Annotated in this window: 16 protein-coding genes and 1 tRNA gene; 12 read left to right on the forward strand and 5 right to left on the reverse strand. The window is 40.7% G+C overall.

Annotated elements, in window-relative coordinates; translation table 11 throughout:
• Positions 1 to 2 precede the first annotated feature (2 nt).
• The 4 genes from CGICJO_RS04660 to CGICJO_RS04675 all read left to right on the forward strand — a co-directional run bounded on the left by CGICJO_RS04660 (position 3) and on the right by CGICJO_RS04675 (position 5,526).
• Positions 3 to 1,274: an AAA family ATPase gene (locus tag CGICJO_RS04660; RefSeq protein ID WP_486499812.1), complete on the forward strand. Its 1,272-nt coding sequence runs from the start codon at positions 3 to 5 to the stop codon at positions 1,272 to 1,274.
• Between the two features lie 11 nt (positions 1,275 to 1,285).
• A complete protein-coding gene (locus CGICJO_RS04665; RefSeq protein WP_486499813.1) occupies positions 1,286 to 2,296 on the forward strand; it encodes a P-loop NTPase family protein in 1,011 nt (336 codons plus the stop codon).
• Between the two features lie 29 nt (positions 2,297 to 2,325).
• A complete protein-coding gene (locus CGICJO_RS04670) occupies positions 2,326 to 4,272 on the forward strand; it encodes an ATP-binding protein (protein ID WP_486499814.1) in 1,947 nt (648 codons plus the stop codon).
• Between the two features lie 930 nt (positions 4,273 to 5,202).
• On the forward strand, positions 5,203 to 5,526 hold the full coding sequence (locus CGICJO_RS04675; protein WP_004613237.1) for a hypothetical protein: 324 nt from the start codon (positions 5,203 to 5,205) through the stop codon (positions 5,524 to 5,526).
• 80 nt (positions 5,527 to 5,606) lie between these two features.
• Here CGICJO_RS04675 and CGICJO_RS04680 read toward each other — a convergent pair whose 3' ends face one another.
• Both CGICJO_RS04680 and CGICJO_RS04685 read right to left on the reverse strand, forming a co-directional pair.
• On the reverse strand, positions 5,607 to 5,786 hold the full coding sequence (locus tag CGICJO_RS04680) for a hypothetical protein (RefSeq protein WP_087377908.1): 180 nt from the start codon (positions 5,784 to 5,786) through the stop codon (positions 5,607 to 5,609).
• Positions 5,787 to 6,142: 356 nt separating this feature from the next.
• Positions 6,143 to 6,217: transfer RNA gene (locus CGICJO_RS04685), tRNA-Arg, on the reverse strand.
• A 711-nt stretch (positions 6,218 to 6,928) separates the two neighbouring features.
• Between CGICJO_RS04685 and CGICJO_RS04690 the strand changes: the two genes are divergently transcribed.
• From CGICJO_RS04690 to CGICJO_RS04715, 6 genes are all read left to right on the forward strand, one after another.
• Positions 6,929 to 7,444 carry a PTS sugar transporter subunit IIA gene (locus CGICJO_RS04690; RefSeq protein WP_087377912.1) on the forward strand — a complete coding sequence of 172 codons (516 nt, stop codon included), beginning with the start codon at positions 6,929 to 6,931 and terminating at the stop codon, positions 7,442 to 7,444.
• A gap of 68 nt (positions 7,445 to 7,512) precedes the next feature.
• On the forward strand, positions 7,513 to 9,162 hold the full coding sequence (gene ptsP, locus CGICJO_RS04695; RefSeq protein WP_087377914.1) for a phosphoenolpyruvate--protein phosphotransferase: 1,650 nt from the start codon (positions 7,513 to 7,515) through the stop codon (positions 9,160 to 9,162).
• 46 nt (positions 9,163 to 9,208) lie between these two features.
• Positions 9,209 to 9,466 carry an HPr family phosphocarrier protein gene (locus CGICJO_RS04700; RefSeq protein ID WP_087377916.1) on the forward strand — a complete coding sequence of 86 codons (258 nt, stop codon included), beginning with the start codon at positions 9,209 to 9,211 and terminating at the stop codon, positions 9,464 to 9,466.
• Positions 9,467 to 9,806: 340 nt separating this feature from the next.
• Complete coding sequence (nagE, locus tag CGICJO_RS04705; RefSeq protein WP_204245169.1) at positions 9,807 to 11,351, forward strand: N-acetylglucosamine-specific PTS transporter subunit IIBC; 1,545 nt, start codon at positions 9,807 to 9,809, stop codon at positions 11,349 to 11,351.
• 231 nt (positions 11,352 to 11,582) lie between these two features.
• Positions 11,583 to 11,978, forward strand: coding sequence for a NifB/NifX family molybdenum-iron cluster-binding protein (locus tag CGICJO_RS04710; protein WP_486499815.1), 396 nt, complete (start codon positions 11,583 to 11,585; stop codon positions 11,976 to 11,978).
• Between the two features lie 124 nt (positions 11,979 to 12,102).
• Positions 12,103 to 12,990 carry a hypothetical protein gene (locus CGICJO_RS04715; RefSeq protein ID WP_486499816.1) on the forward strand — a complete coding sequence of 296 codons (888 nt, stop codon included), beginning with the start codon at positions 12,103 to 12,105 and terminating at the stop codon, positions 12,988 to 12,990.
• A gap of 69 nt (positions 12,991 to 13,059) precedes the next feature.
• Here CGICJO_RS04715 and CGICJO_RS04720 read toward each other — a convergent pair whose 3' ends face one another.
• Positions 13,060 to 13,647, reverse strand: coding sequence for a uracil-DNA glycosylase (locus CGICJO_RS04720; protein ID WP_486499817.1), 588 nt, complete (start codon positions 13,645 to 13,647; stop codon positions 13,060 to 13,062).
• 140 nt (positions 13,648 to 13,787) lie between these two features.
• On the opposite strand from CGICJO_RS04720, the gene pduL reads away from it, so the two are divergent.
• Complete coding sequence (pduL, locus tag CGICJO_RS04725) at positions 13,788 to 14,354, forward strand: phosphate propanoyltransferase (RefSeq protein WP_087377924.1); 567 nt, start codon at positions 13,788 to 13,790, stop codon at positions 14,352 to 14,354.
• Positions 14,355 to 14,598: 244 nt separating this feature from the next.
• Positions 14,599 to 15,990 (forward strand): dockerin type I domain-containing protein, encoded by a 1,392-nt coding sequence (locus CGICJO_RS04730; RefSeq protein ID WP_486499818.1) that lies wholly within the window; start codon positions 14,599 to 14,601, stop codon positions 15,988 to 15,990.
• Positions 15,991 to 16,258: 268 nt separating this feature from the next.
• Here CGICJO_RS04730 and CGICJO_RS04735 read toward each other — a convergent pair whose 3' ends face one another.
• Both CGICJO_RS04735 and CGICJO_RS04740 read right to left on the reverse strand, forming a co-directional pair.
• A complete protein-coding gene (locus tag CGICJO_RS04735; protein WP_486499819.1) occupies positions 16,259 to 18,133 on the reverse strand; it encodes an ABC transporter ATP-binding protein in 1,875 nt (624 codons plus the stop codon).
• On the reverse strand, positions 18,126 to 20,357 hold the full coding sequence (locus CGICJO_RS04740; RefSeq protein ID WP_486499820.1) for an ABC transporter ATP-binding protein: 2,232 nt from the start codon (positions 20,355 to 20,357) through the stop codon (positions 18,126 to 18,128). Before CGICJO_RS04740 ends, CGICJO_RS04735 begins: the two co-directional genes overlap by 8 nt.
• Positions 20,358 to 20,452: the final 95 nt, after the last annotated feature.

Raw genomic sequence — 20,452 nt, forward strand, 5'->3', positions numbered from 1 at the left:
TAATGGGCGTTAGCTATATGTCAGATATGAGCCGCATGGCCAACGAGTACAGGTCACTGATAGTTCAGGCAAATATGCTGCACGAAAAAGGTGACAATGCATCCATAAGAAGAGAAGCAGAGTGCTACAAGCGTGCGGCAGAGCTTACTGAAAACCTTGCAAACCTCAGCGTTGGCAAGGAATACGAATACTGGATAGAGCGTCAGCAGGAGGTTTCCAGAAGATTTAACGAGATTTCCGAATATGCCCTCAGACGTGCAAGACAGATGAACGAAAACGGCGGTTCATCCGCTGCGGCACCTCAGGGCAAGCAGGCGGAAGGCACCGGTGCAAAAGCGCAGAAGCCACAAAAAAGAGGCGGCTATGAAATTCCTCAGGAGGTTATTGACAAATGGTCAGCAGACCCGCCTCAGAAAGGCTTTGAAGAGGTTGCAGGAATGGAAGAGCTTATTGAAAAGCTTCGTGGCTGTATACGCAACGTGGCTTCAACAGAACTCAATCAGTACCTTGGTATAGATATGGTAAGTTCTTTCTTCTTTTACGGCCCTCCCGGATGCGGTAAAACCTTTATTTCAAGAGCCTTTATCTGCGAGCTTATGAAAGAGGGCTACAACTATATGTCACTGTCCGGCGGAGATATCCACAATTCTCTTGTTGGAGAGTCTGAAAAATACGTTGAAAGAGCATTTGCAGAGGCAAAGGCAAAAGCTCCATGTATTCTTTTTATAGATGAGATAGACAGTGTGTGCAGAAACCGTTCCATGCCAAATATCCCATCTCACGCAATGTCCACAACCACTGCGTTTTTGACAGGTTATAACTCTTTGGGCGACTCAAAGAAGCCTGTAATATTTATAGGAGCTACAAACTATCCGAACCTTGTGGACAACGCTATGCTTGACCGTGTTGAGCTTATAAAGCTTCCTCTTCCGGATGTAAAGGTTAGAGCAAAGACATTTGAAATGTTCTTTAACCAGATTATGCAAAACGAGCCTGGATTTACCTACGAGAACATGGCGGAAGAAACCTATAACTATAATCAGAGAGATATAAAAAGACTTTGCATACAGATCAGAGACCTTGTTAAAAAGGATGTGCAGAGCATATATCCGGACGAGCATGAAAGCGTTGAAGCTCTTAAATCCGGAAGCTACACACTGAGCAAAGAGATTTTTGAAAAGGCTTTAAATTTATATGTACCGTCAAGAAAGGACGATATAATCAGAACCCTGGACGAGTGGGACAAGGACAGAGAAAGACGCAGTGAAGAATGAGGTGAATAACCTTGGATCTTGAAAAGATTAAAAACAGAGTGGATAAACAGGTGCCTCAGATTAAGCTCAAGGACTTGGACGCCTTTTCTCTTTGGTCACATATGTTCAGAGCCACAATGCTTAAATCTCCCAAAAAGCTTCTAAGCGATTTCGGCGTTGAACCGCCGGACGGCGCTGTGTTTTTGGGAGAGCCGGGAAACGGAAGACACACTGCGGCGGAAGCTCTTGCAGGCTCTAAATGCAATCCCGAAGCAAAGGAGTATCATCACTATCTAAGGATAACCGGATGGGACTTCGACTGTGAAACAGCAGAGGAATCCTGCCGAATTGCCGAATATGCCGCAGAAGCTGCGAAAGAATACGAGTATTTCTGCCTTTTTATAGACAGTCCCGAGGAAAGCAAGTTCGGAAAGCAGGTTCAGTACGTCCTTGCTGAAAAATTAAGAGAGCTGGAAACCACGGTTTTTGTGATAGTGGTGACAACGGAAAGCGAGTATCTGTGCAGGGAGCTTACACATGATTTTAAAATCTGCCGTTGTGTTCCCCCGACAAAGAAGCAAAGGGAAGACTGGATAAAAAAGAATATGGAAACTCCTTTTGTTGCCATAGAGGAAATGACCCATATGGAGCTTGCGGAAAAAACAGAGGGCTTGTCATGGAAACAGCTTAACGATATGCTGGATTCAATGAGAGAGGTTTTGACCTGGAAATACTTTAAGCTTTTCAGAGGTTACAACGGAAATCTAAAGCTGCTGGGTGAGGCTGTAAGTACAGGAAAAGCAGTTCTAACCAACGATGAAGGACAGCAGATTATTAACAGTGTTATTTCTCAAAAGGCTGTTCCCGTTATCGCCGGAGTAGCCGGTCAGATTCAGGCAGTAAACGCCAGCACTGAAACATCTAAAGCAAAAAACAGCAATGACTCCGACTCTCAGGAATCCATTCAGGCGCAGATTATTAAAGAGGCGGAATTCCATAAGCATCCCGAAGAAATGACTCCTGACCAGCTGTTTGAAATTTAATTACGGAAAATCCGGGAAAGGATTGAAAAATGCTTAAAAAAGAAAATATAAAAGCAATTTGTTCTATAGACACCTTTGATAACAGTTTGAAGCTGTGTAAACAGGACAACATAATCAAGGTTCAGATAAATGATATGGGCGAATACGGCGTAAAGGTAACAGGTCTTGTAAAGGGAAATTTCGGATTTTACCATACATCAAAGCTTACCTTAAACCCCAATTACAGAAATATTATTGAGGGATACGACTGTAACTGCTATGAAATAGAGACAATAAAAGGCCCGTGCAGACACTGCATGGCGCTGGCTTTGGCTTTGGCTGAGGACTCCGACGAGAACTTTGACTTTAAGCTTAAGCCAAGGGAGAATAAAAACTCCGTTTCAAATGTAATAAACAATAATGTAAATCAGAATGTTAATTCGGATATACGCCCTGAAATTAACCCTCAAATGCATCAGGATATACATGTGGAAATACCGGGAGTGACTGCCGGAGTAACTACAGGCGGTGAAAACCTGTATAACACAAGAAATATTGAAAACAGATATGTAGAGAACATTAAAAATGTTGAAAATATCAGCGGCACAGCAAACAATTATGCTGATAATGCGCCAGCCGGAACAGCTTTGACACAAGACGGTGTTAAAGCTTCAGGCGAACTGACTGATAATCCTGCCGATATTTATGTTAATTTCCCAGGGGATGTTCATTCGGGTGAGGTTAACGCAGCAGCCGGTGTAACAAATGAAACTGTTTCCGAAGAGGAAAATAAGCCGGAAGAGGAAAAATTGCCTCCGAGAGGTATGGAGATTGTCTTTGGAAATGAAAAGGCAAAGGCTTCCGATGACGAAGAGGAAGAGAGCAAGCCTCTTGTGTGGTATCCAAACGACACAACAAAGGTTTTCCATACAAATACAGGAATAATCGGAACAATGGGAACCGGTAAAACCCAGTTTACAAAATCACTTATAACTCAGCTTTACCGTCAGCAGAAAAATAATTTTAACGGTAATCCTTTGGGAATTTTGATTTTCGACTACAAGGGCGATTACAACAACACAAAAAAAGACTTTGTAGAAGCCACAAATGCAAAGGTTTTGAAGCTTCACAGACTGCCTTTTAATCCTTTGTCAATTTTTGAAACAAAGGAATACAAGCCGTTGCTTCCGGTACACACTGCAAATACATTTAAGGACACACTTGCAAGAGCTTTCAGACTTGGTCCTAAACAGCAGACTGTCCTCTACACATGTATGATGCAGGCATATGAGAAAATGGGAATATTCCCCAACGAGCCTGAAACATGGCAGAGAAGCGCTCCTACATTTGAAATGGTTTACGACATATACGATAAGAACGAAAGCGTAGTTAAAAACGATTCCCTTGCTGCTGTAATGCAGAAAATCAACGCTTTCCAGCTTTTCGAGCCTAAGCCATACAGCACAGCTTCACTTTTTGATATATTGGACGGTGTTGTGGTTATTGACCTTTCAGGATATGACCCTGACTTGCAGAGCCTTATTGTGGCAATAACCCTTGACCAGTTCTATTCACAGATGCACGCCGCAGGTTCAAGTGCTACCGACGGTACTTTGCGCCAGCTCACAAAATTCATACTTGTAGACGAGGCTGACAACTTTATGAAAGAGGAGTTCCCGTCTTTGAAGAAGATAATGAAAGAGGGAAGAGAATTCGGTGTCGGAACAATTCTTTCAACCCAGTTCCTTGACCATTTTGTAGCCGGTGAGGACAACTACTCAAAATATATTTTGACATGGATTGTGCACAATGTAGCCGACTTAAAGAAAAACGACGTGGAGTTTGTATTTAAGACAAAAGCCAACAGCGAAGAGACAAACGCAATCTATCAAAATATCAAAGGTCTTGACAGATTTAACAGCGCAGTAAAAATAGGAAACGAAAGCGTTAGATACATCAAAGAAAAGCCTTTCTTTGAGCTTGTCAAAGAGAATTGATAATAAAAAAACAAAAGACAGCAGTTGAAAAAACTGCTGTCTTTTATTTTGGCACCCCCTGCGGGAATCGAACCCACAACTAACCCTTAGGAGAAGCCCCCGAGGGGCATTTTTGACTCCCTGCAAATCCCCGAAAATCCTTGATTTTACTGGCGTTTCCGGGGTTTCGTTGTTAGTAAATTCCCGTCCAAAACCTGCTAATTTTTCGTGGTTTTTTGCCTTCCTTTTAGCAGGGTATTAGCAAATGCAAAGAAATATGGGAAACATCATTGAGTTAATCTGTAACCCATAAATCACAGGAAACGCATTTCAAGTTTAAGCATTCTTTTATGCAAATAAATAATCTGCGTTCAAATATTATAATGTTTTTTCGTCTTGATTTCAAGGTTTTTCAGGTATTACAAAAGGCAATCCTGACGGATTGCCTTTTTTGTATGACTAAATTGTTTTTGCTAATCTGTATCATAGGAATTTCACCTCTGCCGGGTACTCCGCCAGCTCCGTAGAGAAGTATCATTATCCTTCTGACTGTCATCGCCGTAACAGGGGCAACCTGTTACTTATACCGGGAGTTCTCGCTGTTCTGAAATGCAGAAGTCACGGCGTACCCGATAAGGTGGCTAAAATCATCAGAATCAAAGTCTTAGTGAATGACTTATTCAGTTGTCAAAGTACAAGTGAAAGGCTTCCGTTTTCGCAGTTCGGAATTAACCCATTCACTTGTTTGAAATGGGAGAGCGTTTTTGGGGGGTATTTTTTCAAAATTTCTTGAATAAATTTTTTGCAAACAAAAAAGCCGCCTATTTACCTCTTAATTGAGGTCAATAGACGGCGGGTAGAAATATTCATAGTTTTGGTGTATAATAGAAAAAGACAAATTTGAATTTATCAGAAAATGAGGAATAGTTGAAATGGAGGCGCTATAATAACATGAAGATTGAAGGGAACCAGAAAGAACTGGATGCAATGGTAGAATTTCATAAGGGAAACCGTGTCGAGGGGCTGAGACTGCAAGAAGAATTTGCAGCGGAATTTCGTAAGGAGTATAAAGACAAAGATCACTGTCCTTGCCTGAAAGCCTGTCGTTATCACGGAAACTGTAAGGAATGTGTAGCAATCCACAGAGCGCATCAGGAACATGTTCCTAATTGTATGCGACCATTGATTAATAAAAAATTGAAATTGATGTCAGAATTAACAGAGCATACCTTGGCAAATGAAATAGAAGCTCCACATGAGATTTTAAGAAAATAGGCAAGTCAAATTCAAGTTTGTCGTACTCACTTTAAATAATCAAAGACCGCTTACATCGTGTAGGCGGTCTCTTTTCGTGTTTAGATATATTTGATTTTGAACTTTCTTTTCTTGGCTGAAAGCACCTTACAGAGAACATCAGGGGCTCCGTCGGTGTATCTGCCTTGTGCTATCAAGCTGTTCTTCAAACGGATAAGTGATTGTATCAATATGCTGTATTCGTCATTGGAAAGGTATAAATGATATTTCTGTTCTTTCAAAACAACCACCTCCTGTTACCGTAATTATATAATAATAAAGGACATAGAGACAGTGTGCGATTGTCTCTTACCACCCCTAAATGAACAAATTAACAGGATAACAACCGCCTTGTCCATTAGCAAGGATTTTGCTCGTTTTTTCTCCAATTAGCAGAGAGGGCATTTTCATTAGCAAAATGGCAAAAATCCTGCTAATTTTTATTAGCAAGCCGTACACCTGAAAGGTGAGTGTTCCAAAGTTAATAAAAAACCGGCTTGCTAACATTTGCTAACAGGATTTTAGCAGAAATTGAAAATGGGTAAAAATCAAAAAAGCCTGAAAACCCAGTAAAATCAAGGCTTTCAGGCGTTGTTTGTGGCACCCCCTGCGGGAATCGAACCCACAACTAACCCTTAGGAGGGGTTTATTATATCCATTTAACTAAAGGGGCGTATTATATTTTGAGGCTTTTTTACTGTCGGTAAATCACATGTATCAAATTTCTGAAATCTCGTTATGAAGCTTTATAAAAAGCTTTACTGCATTTTTATATTCTATATCAATTTTTGGAAAAAGTCAATAGCGGGTGGTTACAGACTTTATAATACTACGGCGGCAAAAGCATTTATAAAAAGCGATTCTTTCTCCTATAATATTTTAGAATTTTACATATTTACGGTGAATGAAGCTTGTATACACGATAGTTATGATTTATTTGCTAAAATTTTATTTATAATTTGAAAAATACAATTTTTAAACGTTTCGGAATGTGGAAGTAATTTTTCGCATACATATTTCCATAATATAAATTGTGTGTATTATCTAAAAATATATGCGGGAACACTTGTTTAGGGTTGACATTTTACAAAAAAACTGTTAATATATCTATAAATGATGGCGAACGCAATACTAAAGTTCGTAAAAATGAATATTATATATGTTTTTATTCATTTTTATCTGTTTTGACATAAATCACTCGCTTAGTATATTTCAATAAATAGGCAAAATTTGCGGTTGCGTTCCCGTGACTGGATCGTGTTTATATTTTGTATTTAAAAGGAAAATGAAATGGTTATTTTCCCTCTTTTTCCTTTTTTATTTTTTCATTTTAATACATCATTTAGACTGAGATAGACATTCAGGCAGGAAGGAGATATTTATAATGGCAGGCTTTTTTAAAAAATTATTTGGAGACAACAGCGCTTCTAAGGCTCCGGCATCAAATGAAATAAAACTTTTCAATCCAATCGAGGGTGAGGTTATTCCTCTTTCCGAGGTTAAGGACGAAGTTTTCAGTCAGGAAATTCTGGGAAAAGGTATTGCTGTCAGACCATCAGTAGGCAAGGTTTTCTCACCTGCTAACGGAACAATTCAGCAGATATTTGATACACTTCATGCAGTAAGCATTCTCACCGACGACGGTGTAGACGTTCTTATTCATGTTGGTTTTGATACAGTTAAACTTAAAGGTAAACACTTTAAGGGTCATGTTACAGCAGAGCAGAAGGTTAAAGCCGGCGATCTTCTTATCGAGTTCGATATCGACGCTATTAAGGCAGAGGGCTATGACCTTACATCTCCGATGATCGTATGCAACACCTACGATTACAAAGACGTTATTACCAAGACCGGCGAAATGAAGCCTCTTGAGGAAGTTATCCAGTTGGTTAAAGGTTGATTTTAAATCTTTAATTTAAAAAATTTTGTACGGCTTATAAATTTTTAAAATCTGGCAGGTGAAAAGTAATGCAAACCGGAAACGGAAAAGGAGTTTTTGCCGGAATTGCTATCGGAAAGGTATTCGTCTTCAAAAAACAGGAGCTGGTAATCGTTAGAGGTACTGCTAATACTGTTGAAGAAGAGGTTGCAAGATATAAGGCAGCAAAAGAGCTTTCGGCTAAACAATTAAAAGCTTTGTTTGATAAGACAGCCGCCGAGGTTGGTCAGGAAGAGGCTATGATTATAGATGTTCAGCTTCTCATGCTTGACGACCTTGACTATGAAGAAGAGGTAATGAGAAAGATTACCGAAGAAAATGAAAATGCCGCCTATGCTGTTACTGCAACAGGTGAAGAGTTTGCAGATTTCTTTGCATCTATGGACGACCCTTATATGAAGGCGAGAGCTGTGGATGTTGGCGACGTTTCAAAGCGTATAGCAATGAATATTCAGGGAATTAACCCTGACGGTATAAAGATGGAAGAACCAATGATTATTGTTGCTGAGGATTTGACACCAAGTGAAACTCTCCAGCTTGACAAAAACATGATTTTGGCTTTTGTAACACAAAAAGGTTCTTCAAATTCACACACCGCTATTCTTGCAAGAACAATGAATATTCCTTCCCTTGTAGGCGCTGACATTGAGATTACTCCGGAGCTTAACGGAAAGCTCATGATTGTTGACGGCAACAGCGGAAAATATTATATAGACCCTGATGATATTACTCTTGATGAAAAGGAAAGACGCCGCAAGGCTCAGCTCCAGCAGAAAGAGCTTTTGAATCAGCTTAAGGGCAAAGAAAATGTAACAATCGACGGAAGAAAGATTAACATATATGCAAATATCGGTAATCCTAAGGATGTCGAGCTTGTTATAAACAACGATGCAGGCGGAATCGGTCTTTTCAGAAGTGAGTTCCTCTATCTGGGAAGAGACAGCGCCCCAACCGAAGAAGAGCAGTTTGCAAGCTATAAGTATGTTGCAGAGAAGATGAACGGCAAAAAGGTTATCATCAGAACTCTGGACATCGGCGCAGACAAGAAGGCAGATTACTTCGGATTTGAACAGGAGGAAAACCCTGCTTTGGGATACAGAGCTATAAGAATTTGTCTTGACCAGGTTGACCTCTTTAAAACACAGCTCAGAGCAATTTACAGAGCTTCCGCTTTTGGTCAGATTTCAATTATGTTCCCGATGATTATCTCAGTTTCAGAGGTAAGAAGAATTAAAGAAATCTGCGAAGAGGTTAAGGAAGAGCTTATCAAAGAGGGATACGAGATAGCACCTCATGTTGAGCTTGGTATTATGATTGAAACACCTGCTGCCGTTATGGTTTCAGAGGAGCTTGCTAAGGAAGTTGAGTTCTTCAGCGTAGGTACAAACGACCTTACCCAGTACACATTGGCTATTGACAGGCAGAATGCAAAGCTTGACAAGATTTATGATGCTCATCATCCTGCGATCCTCAGAATGCTCAAGATGATTGTTGACAATGCACACAAAGCAGGCGCTTGGGCAGGTATCTGCGGCGAGCTCGGTTCTGATACAACACTTACAGAAACATTCCTTAAAATGGGATTTGACGAGCTTTCAGTATCTCCTACATTTGTTCTCAGTGTTAGAAAGGCAGTAAGAGATACAGACCTTTCCAAAAAGGAAGCAGTTGTTGAATAATAAAGAAGTTTGATAGTTTTAAAATAAAAATACGGAGGTTATTCCAATGAAAACTATTACTTATACAATTAAAGATGAGTTGGGAATTCACGCAAGACCAGCCGGTCTTATTGTAAAGCTTGCAAATGGCTTTAAGAGCGATATTAAGCTTGCAGTAGGCGACAGATCAGGCGACGCAAAGAGAATTATCGGCGTTATGAAGATGGCTGCAAAGCAGGGCGAAGTTCTCACAGTTACTATAAGCGGTGAGGATGAGGATGCAGCAGCAGCTGAAATCCAGAAGTTCCTTGAGGCAAATCTTTAATTTGTAATTTAAACTTTATTTAAGTTTATTGGCTTATATTGATACAAGGGAAGGATAATACCTTTCTTTGTATCTGAGTATATAGGGTATTTAATAAATATTGTCATAAATATTATGTTTTATCTTAACTTTTTACATATAAGCAAACGAAAGAATTAAAGTAAAACAAAATTTTTTTACGGTATAAACATGAACCTTGAAAAATAAATATTGAGTGGTTATTTTAATCAGGTATATTAAAAGCACAGTAACCGTATTCATTGGGCGAGAGTGGATTTTGTGTTTAGTGCTTTGATATAAAAGATACAATACATCTAAATATGAAAGGAGTAAATTTTTTATGATGAAGTATCTTCAGAGATTGGGCAAATCTTTGATGCTCCCAGTAGCATGTTTGCCTGTTGCTGCTATCCTCATGGGTATCGGTTACTGGATTGACCCATCAGGTTGGGGCGCAAATAACATCGTTGCCGCTTTCCTTTTGAAAGCCGGCGGCGCACTTGTTGACAACATGGCTATCCTCTTTGCTATCGGTGTTGGTGTTGGTATGACAGTTGACAACGACGGTACAGGTGGTCTTGCAGGTCTCGTTTCCTGGCTTACAATCACAACATTGCTTAACCAGGGAAACGTACAGATGTATCTTGGAGCTCTTGGTTCAGATGCAACAGCAGACGTTGCTTTCTCCAAAATCCAGACTCAGTTTATCGGTATCCTTTGCGGTATCATCGGCGCAGCTTGCTACAACAAGTTCCACAAGGTTAAGCTTCCTGACTTCCTTGGATTCTTCAGCGGCAAGAGAAGCGTTGCTATTGTAACAGCTGGCGTATCAATCGTAGCTGCTGTTATCCTTTACTTCGTATGGCCATTCATCTATGGTGCTCTCGTTAGCTTCGGTGAGGCTATCATCACATTGGGACCAATCGGCGCAGGTATCTACGCATTCTTCAACAGACTTCTCATTCCATTTGGTCTCCACCATGCTCTCAACTCCGTTTTCTGGTTCGACGTTGCAGGTATCAATGATATCGCAAGATTCTGGACACCAGATACAAACGGTGGTCTTATCATCAATGGTCAGACATTCGATATCCTCAGCGCAGACAAGACAGAGGTTATCCGTTCTTCAACAATCAATGCTCTCATGATGGGCGATGGCACACAGATTACCGGTATTTATATGTCCGGTTTCTTCCCTGTTATGATGTTCGGTCTTCCAGCTGCTGCTCTTGCTATGTATCACATGGCTAAGAAAGACAAGAAGAGCGTTGCTTTCGGTCTTCTTTCAGCTGCTGCTCTTGCATCATTCTTCACTGGTGTTACAGAGCCTCTCGAGTTCTCATTCATGTTCCTTGCTCCAGCTCTTTATGCTGTTCATGCTGTTCTCACAGGTATTTCTGTTGCTGTTACAGCTATGCTTCCAACAAGAGCAGGCTTCAACTTCTCAGCAGGTTTCGTTGACTGGATTCTCAGCTTCAACGCTCCTGGTGCACAGTCACCATGGATGCTCCTCATCGTTGGCGTTATCGTTGCTGTAATCTACTATGTAGTATTCAGATTCATGATTGCTAAGTTCAACTTCAAGACACCTGGCCGTGAAGATGACGACACAGATGAGACAAAGGTTACACTTTCAAATAACAACTACACAGAAGTTGCTAAGATCGTTCTCGAAGGCGTAGGCGGCAAGGGCAACGTTGCTTCTATCGACAACTGCATCACAAGACTCCGTCTTGAGGTTAAGGACTACACAAAGGTTGACGAGAAGAAGATTAAGTCTGCAGGTGTTGCAGGCGTTATCAGACCGGGCAAGACCAGCGTTCAGGTTATCATCGGAACACAGGTTCAGTTCGTAGCTGATGAGTTCAAGAAGCTTTGCAAATAAGATTTCTTAAACTACATAAATTTTTAAATGCTCGCTAATTGGGACGGGTCGCATTGCGGCCCGTCTTTTTTACATTGTTTTCCCAATAAAAAATATAGCTTTTGTGAATATGGTGTGTTTTTTATTGGGAAATACGGTAAAATTTATTGAAATGTTCTCAAAAATAATATACAATATACATACACAAAAATTTGATTATATATGTTGTTTAAAGGAAAGGGTTGTTAGTCTATGAACAAAATTGCGGTGACATATGCTGACGGTCAAATTTTTCAGCATTTCGGCCATACAGAATATTTTAAGATTTATGATATTGAAAACGGAAAAGTTGTAAACAGTCAGGTTGTTTCCACCAACGGAAGCGGACATGGAGCTTTGGCAGGATTTTTGCAGATGATGGGAGTTGATACCCTTATCTGCGGAGGAATCGGCGGAGGCGCAAAAATGGCTTTAGCTCAGGCTGGAATTATCCTTTACGGCGGAGCTTCAGGAGACGCTGACACTGCGGTTCAAAATCTTTTGGACGGTATTCTCAGTTTTAACCCGGACGTTATGTGCAGTCATCACAGTCACGGGGAAGGACATACCTGTGGAAATCACGGAAACCATTCCTGCGGTAACCACTGATATTTTGACTATTTTTTCTATTTTGGCAGATTTTATATCGGATTAGTTTGTGAAAAGTGTTGAAAAATACACGAGTATCTGATATAATTAAAAAACAATATTAAAAATTCAAAGGAGAACGGCAATGAAAATCACGAAAAGAATTTTGTCAGTAGTAGCAGCGGTTCTTATACTGACTGTATCATGTCTCACTGCGGTTGTTTCAGCCGATGAGAACACACTCACTTTCAACGATGGAAAGACAGCAAACGTTGGGGACACAATTACATATACCTTCAGTCTCAGCGATTGTCCGGAACCTCTCGTAGGTATTCAGATGTATATATACTACAATCCTGAATATCTCCAGGCAAGTGAAGAGTACGAAACCGATTTGTCAGGTTCTGTTATCAATCCGACATATATTGATGATAAAGGCAACGGTCAGGTAATTGTTACAGCTTCTGATATCGGCGGTATGGACTACAGCTCAAAGAAAACTGTTGTAAGCGTTGACTTCACAGTTCTCAAGGGCGGCTCAAGCGACATCACTTACTATGTAACTGAGATGTATACACTTAATGAGTCATCAGAAATAGTTCCACTTACAGGTTATGCATTCCATCAGGATATCACCGTAAATGGTACATCTGTTTCAGAAAATGAAACTCCTAAGCTTGAAACAAATGATGATAAGTTTACAAGCGACCAGATTTCTAACTTCGTAAATAACGAGGAAGGAAAGAGCGACGGCCAGACAACTTATGTTCCTTCAGTTGATGAGAGTGCAACAAGCGCTGGAGAGGGTTCAACAACTCCAACATCTACAGGAGAAGAAGTAACAGACGAGAACGGACAGACAGTTACTCAGCCTACAGATGAGAATGGACAGCCAATCACATCCGCTGATGAAAACACTGAAACAGAGCAGTCTCAGGGTGGCGTTAACGTAGTATTGATTATCGTTATCATTGCAGCTGTTGTAGTTGTAGTTGCAATCATCCTTCTCTTTGCTACAAAGAAGAAAAAATAATAAAGCGTAAATAAACGCATAAAAGAACAGCGTCGGTTTTCCGGCGCTGTTTTTGTGTTTGTGAAATTTTTATTCTTCAATATCCTCGTATGTATGGTCACATACTTCTTTGATTTTTTCCTGAAGCTTGAGAAAATCCTCAAAAGCCTCGGGCTTCTTTCTCGGGTCACGGAGAACTGCGGCAGGGTGGAGCATAGCCATCATCAGAACACCGTTTTTCTCAAAAAATATTCCGTGTTCCTTTGTGATTTTTATATCAGACTTAATGATTTTAGCTGCGGCAATTCTGCCAAGACATACAATAATTTTCGGATGTATAAGCTTTACCTGGTTTCTCAGCCAGTCAATGCACATTTCCTGTTCCTCGGGACGTGGGTCACGGTTTTTTGGAGGACGGCATTTTACCATATTTCCTATGTAGATGTTTTTCTTTCGGTCTAAATCTACCGCTGTAAGCATTTTGTCAAGAAGCTGTCCGCCTCTTCCTACAAAGGGTTCGCCCTGCAAGTCCTCGTTTTCTCCTGGGCCTTCACCGATGAACATTACCTCGGCGTTTCTGTTTCCTGTGCCGAAAACCACATGGGTACGGGTTTGACACAGCTGGCATTTATGACAATTCATACATTCTTTCTCAAGTGCTTCCCAATTATCGTACATAATTCTGATTTTCCTTTCGCTCTTCTATTTTATTTAAGATATAGCATTATAACAGTTGAAATTTTGTCAACGTGGGTGTAAAATATACCTAATGGAGAAATCGGTTTATACCGATTAAAAAAAGTTAGGTGGTTATGATTATGAAAATTATGGTAGAAACATCAGCAAGACATATTCATGTAACTAAAGAGGCTTTCGCTGTTCTTTTCGGCGAGAATGCAACTCTTACAAACAAGAAAGACCTTTCCCAGCCTGGACAGTTTGCCTGCGCAGAGAAAGTAAAGGTTGTAGGTCCTAAGGGCGATATGACAATGTCAATTTTGGGACCGTTCCGCAATGCTTGTCAGGTTGAGATTGCTCTCACAGACGCAAGAAAACTCGGTGTTGCTGCTCCTGTTCGTGAGTCAGGCGATATCGAAGGAACTCCCGGATGCAAGCTTGTTGGCCCATGCGGAGAATATGACATCGACAAGGGCGTAATCGCAGCAAAGAGACATATTCACTTCACACCTGAAAACGCCAAGGAGTGCGGTGTTGAGGATAAGCAGATTGTTTCTGTTAAAATTGATACAAACGGCAGAAGCCTTGTATTCGGCGATGTAGTTGTAAGAGTAAGCGAGAAGTTCGCTCCTGCAATGCACATTGATACAGACGAGTCCAATGCAGCAGGCATCGTAGGAACAGTTGACGGAGAGATTATCCTCTGATTTTTCCTCTTAAGTTTCAATACATATTATAAAACAAAAATCCAGCCGTGAAAAGCATTTTTTTCGGCTGGATTTCTTTTTATATGCTTTAATGAATAGCTAAAAACCACTGCAAAAATAATTGACAAACCTAAAATCTTATGCTATCATCTAAGTGAACAATATAAACAATTATAAATATTTTATGTTTAATTAATTTATTAAAACTGTAAGATTTTTAAAAGGAGAAAAAGGAGGATTTTAAATGAAAAGAGTTTTAACAGGGTTGCTGGCGTCAATAATGCTTGTTTCGGCATTTCCGGTGTATTCATTTGCAGCTGAGGGAGATGTGGAGATAAACGAAACAAATTTCCCGGATGAAAGTGTGCGTTATGTTGTAAAGAAAGCAGACAAGGATAAGAACAGTGTTTTGTCTCAGGAAGAGATAGCGGCTGTTACTTCTATGAGCTTTTCATCCTATCCTGCTCCTTTGGCAGACATGACAGGTCTTGAATATTTCACCAATGTGGAAACTCTGAGTATTTCCAGCAGCTCTATGACTGAAATGGATTGCAGTATTTTCCCTAAGCTTACCACTTTGAAATGTGGCAGCAATAGCAGCGTGAAAAAGCTGGATGTAAGCAAAAATACAGAGATTGTAACACTTGATTGTTCCGGAGATAAACTGGAAGCATTGGATTTGAGCAACAACACAAAGCTTGAAACAGCAAAGGTGAACTCTAATAATCTTTCTGTTTTGACCTTGGGCGACAATACAAATCTTAAAGAGCTTAACTGCTACAATAATAAGCTGACAGAACTTAACGTCAGCGGCTGCACAGCTCTTGAAAAGCTCACATGCTCAAACAATATGCTTGTAAATCTTGACCTTACAAATAATACAGAGCTTAAGGAGCTGTATGTAAACAACAACCGTACCTTGAAAAGCCTTGATATTACAAAGTGCACAAAGCTTACCAAAATTGATACAAGATATACTGAAGCTATGAAAGAGCTTGATTTGAGAAATAATTCAGCTCTTGAGAATGTAAGCGCAAGCTACGGCGGACTTGTAAATGTTTATCTGGGCAACAGCTATCCTAATTTGAAAAACCTGTCTCTTGATACCAATGCCATTGTTGAGGTTGATTTGAGCGGCGTTACAAATACAGGTTATATCAATTTAAGAGATAACGCTCTTACAAGCTTGGATGTAAGCGGCTGTCTTGAAAGTGCAAATATTCAGACTACAGGCAACCAATACGACATTGAGGTTGACGAAACCCGTACATTTGACCTTTCAACACTTCCCGGAAAGTTTGATGTTACTAAGGCAAGCGGCTGGACAGGCGGTACAGTAAGCGGAAATATCCTTACAGTAGATGAGGGCGCCGAAAAGGTTACATATAACTATGACGCAGGCAGAAACCTTACTGCTAACTTTACACTTAACGTAAAGGAAAAGACATTTGCATTGGGCGATGTAAATATGGACGGAAAAATCGATGTAGATGACTCAACAGCCATTCAGTACTATTTGGTTGGCAAGCCAATAGAAGGAACTTTCAACCTTGAGCTTGCAGACTTTAATGGGGACGAAAAAATTGATATTTCTGACGCAACATGCATTCAGCTTGAGCTTGCAAAAAATGTATAATAAAAAATTTATAAAATAATAAACGGCGGTATCTTTTTGATACCGCCGTCAGTTTTTTAAAAAACAGATAATGAACAAAATATTTTTTATTTAATAATCCTGCACAGTCAGAGGACATGTTAATCCGCCACCATGCAGGATTATTTTTATTTATCAAAAATCAACCATAAATGAAAGAATAGCCATCTCACGAATAAAACAAACCCTTACCCGCCGCACGAACGACCGGTGACTGTTCAGGAGAACCTCTCCAAGGCGGATATAAAAATCAAGCTGCTTCAAACTGTGAATTGTAAAGGTTGGCGTAGAAACCGCCCTTTGCAATAAGCTCATCGTGTGTGCCCTGTTCCACAATGTCGCCGTCCTTCATAACAAGGATAAGGTCGGCATTTTTAATGGTGGAAAGTCTGTGGGCGATTATGAAGCTTGTTCTGCCCTGCATAAGGTTATCCATGGCTTTCTGGATTTGTATTTCGGTTCTTGTGTCAACAGATGAAGTTGCTTCGTCCAGAATAAGGATTTTCGGGTCGGCAAGGATTGTACGTGCTATTGTCAAAAGCTGTTTCTGTCCCTGGGATACGTTGGAGGCTTCCTCATTTAAAACCATATTGTATCCGTCAGGCAAGGTCTGAACAAAGCTGTGTACATGGGCTGCCTTTGCCGCTTTTATAACCTCTTCGTCGGATGCGTTGAGATTTCCGTAACGGATGTTCTCCATAATTGTACCGTTGAAAAGCCATGTGTCCTGCAAAACCATTCCGAAAACTTCACGGAGCTCACTGCGGTCAAAATCGGTTACGTTGTAGTTGTCGATGTAGATTGAACCACTGTTTAAATCGTAGAAACGCATAAGAAGTTTAACGATTGTGGTTTTGCCGGCACCGGTTGGGCCTACAATGGCGATTTTCTGTCCCTGTTTAACCTGTGATGAGAAATTCTTTATGATTATCTTATCAGGGTTATAACCGAAGCATACGTTTTTAAAGGTTACGTTGCCTATGATATCATAGGGAGTTACTTTTCTGTGACTTCCGTTTTCGTATATTTCTGCGTGATTTTCGGCGGTCTGCTGTTCTTCCTCTTCCTCAAGGAAAATGAAAACTCTTTCTGCCGCCGCAGCCATTGACTGCATCATGTTGGAAATCTGAGCAATCTGCTGTATAGGCTGTGTGAACTGTCTTACGTACTGAATGAATGACTGAATGTTACCTACGGTAATTCTTCCGCTTATTGCGAAATAACCGCCCAAAACTGCTATTACAACATAGCTGAGGTTTCCTATAAACTGCATTATAGGCATCATAAGACCTGAAAGGAACTGGGACTTCCATGCGGAGCTGTAAAGCTTGCTGTTGGAATTTTCAAATTCCTTTATATTGTCTTCCTCGTGGTTAAAAGCCTGAACAACTATTGAACCGCTGAATGTTTCCTCTATCTGTCCGTTGACCTCGCCCAGATAATTCTGCTGATTTGTAAAGTGCTTTTGAGATTTCTTGATAACCTTTGAAATTATAAAGAATGAAATAGGAAGTGTTATAAGGGCAATAAGTGTGAGAATAACATCCATTGAGAACATCATAATGAGTATACCTATGATTGTGGTGACGGATGTTATAAGCTGTGTCGAGCACTGGTTAAGACCTGTGGTAAATGTGTCAACGTCGTTGGTTATAACGGAAAGCACATCACCGGTCTGTCTTTTGTCAAAGAAATTCATAGGCAGGCGATGGATTTTTTTGCTTATCTCATCTCTCATTTTATAGCCGACCTTTTGGGTTATGGTTGACATTATAAGACCTTGAATGAAGCTTAAAACAGCGGAAAGAATGTAAATGCATATAAGGAAAATAAGAATCTGACCTATTGCACCGAAGTTGATTCCGCTTCCGCCGGAGAATTTACTCATGACGCCGTTAAAGATTTCCGTTGTGGCATTACCTAAAATTTTAGGGCCTACAATGGTGAATATGGTGCTGGCGGCGGCGAATATCAAAACAGCCGCAAGACCGATTTTATAGCTTCCAAGATAATGGAAAAGTTTTTTCATTGTGCCCTTGAAATCCTTGGCTTTCTCGGCAGGGTTCATTCCGCCGTGCATACCGCCTCCCATAGGGCCTCTGCCTCTTCTGTGATTGTTAGCCATTGTTCAATTCCTCCTTTGAAAGCTGTGACGATGCGATTTGTCTGTAGACTTCGCAGTTTTTCAAAAGCTCCCCATGAGTGCCCATTCCGGCAATTTTTCCTTCGTCAAGAACAATGATGTTGTCGGCGTGGAGTATGGTGGAGATACGCTGGGCAACAATGAGTATTGTGCTGTTTTTGGTGGCTTTGTTCAAAGCGGATCTAAGCTCCTTGTCGGTCTTAAAGTCAAGGGCTGAGAAGCTGTCGTCAAAGATATAGATATCCGGGTCTTTTGCAACCGCACGGGCTATGGAAAGTCTTTGACGCTGTCCTCCTGATACGTTTGTACCTCCCTGAGAAACTACTGACTCATAGCCGTGAGGCTTGCTGTCTATAAATTCCTTAGCCTGAGCGATTTCTGCCGCCTTTTCAATTCTTGAGTCATCCATTTCCTCGTCGCTGTAGGCAATGTTGGAGGCTATTGTTCCGCTGAACAAAAATCCCTTTTGAGGTACATAGCCGATTTTGTCACGGAGGTCATGGATTTTTACATTTCTGACATCTGCGCCGGAAACCTTTATTGAGCCTTCCGTTACATCGTAAAATCTTGGAATAAGATTTATCAAAGTGGATTTTCCTGAACCGGTGCTTCCGATAATGGCTGTGGTCTGTGCAGGATAAGCCGTAAAGTTTATGTCTTTGAGAACACATTCGTCTGCGCCCGGATATTTAAAGCTTACATGGTTAAATTCAACAACGCCTTTCTTTGTTTCGTCGAAAGCGTGAAGGTCTTTAGCTTTGGGGTCTGCAATGGAGATTTCTGTTTCCAAAACCTCTCCGACACGTTTTGCGGAAACAAAAGCTCTCGGCAGCATAATGCTCATCATAGAAAGCATAAGGAAGCTTAAAATAATCTGAACTGTATACTGAATAAACGCCATCATGTCGCCAACCTGCATTGCGCCGTCAACATATCCTGAGCCCACCCAGATAATAAGTACGCTGGTACCGTTCATTATAAACATCATTGCCGGCATCATTACAGCCATCATTCTGTTTACAAAGAGGTTTGTTTTCATAAGCTGTTTGTTGGCTTTGTCAAAACGATTTTCCTCAAATCTTTCCCTTGAAAATGCTCTGATTACAGGCAAGCCTGTGAGGATTTCTCTGGAAACAAGGTTGAGCTTGTCGATGAGCTTTTGCAGGCTGGTAAACTTGGGCATTGCGAATATCATAAGCATGAGAACCACAAGGAATACCGCCAAAACAGCTACAAGAATTACCCATGACATATCGGCGTCTGAGGAAAGAACCTTAACCAGTGCGCCGATTCCCAATATCGGAGCGTACAAGGCTATTCTTATAAACATTATAATAACCATCTGTATCTGCTGGATATCGTTTGTACAGCGGGTGATAAGTGACGCTGTAGAGAATTTTGATGACTCTTTTCCTGAGAAACGTATAACCTTCGTGTATACGCTTCTGCGCAAATCTCTTGAGAAAGCGGCGCCCACCCTTGATGCGAAAAATACGGTGGAAATATTTGCCGCCGCCATAAACAGGGTGTAGAGTATCATAATAAGACCGGATTTTATCAGATAGATGTTTCTTATGGAATCCGTGTCAACGCCTGCGTGCTTGTAAAGGTCCTGAACGTAAACGGTCAGCATTTGGTCAACCGTGTCGCCGCCCAGAGTTTCAAGCTGTTCTATGGCTTCGTCGATTTTATCTCTGATTGCCATTCTCGATTCTTCCGGCATTGCGGATATAACATCTATTATGTCCATGCCTTCGGGAATTGTAAATTCTGTTTCATTTCCCAGAACACTGTCGGTGAGATTTCCGCTTTCGGAAGCTTCACCTTCGGTCTGAGAGTTGTAGTTCTGCATAAGATACAAAGCAGCCATCGGATTTCTTAAAGTGTTTTCAAGCTCTTCAAGCTCCTCTGTTTTTACGTTGCCCAGCACATACATCTGGTCGCCGTTGATTTCTTCCTGGCTGTAATAGCTGAGAATAGTTTCCTTTTCGTCAGCGGTCATAAACAGCTCTAAAGCTTCCATATCCTCTGCCCTTAATCTTTCAGGGACAATGGAATCGATACCGCCTTGCTGAATACCTACATTTACAATGTTGCTCATGTATTCCGGCAGTGACAGGTCACAGTATGCCTGAACACAGAGCAAAGCAAGGCAGGCGAGAATGGGAAGTGTGTACTTTTTAAGATGATTCAATACTTGTTTCATAAACGCCTCCTGTTGTATAGCTTTGCTGTCTGCAAAGTTTTATAATATTATACATTTCCAATATTCATATGGCAATGTATAAGGATACCCTGTTT

The sequence above is a fragment of the Candidatus Limousia pullorum genome (genome assembly GCF_057405065.1).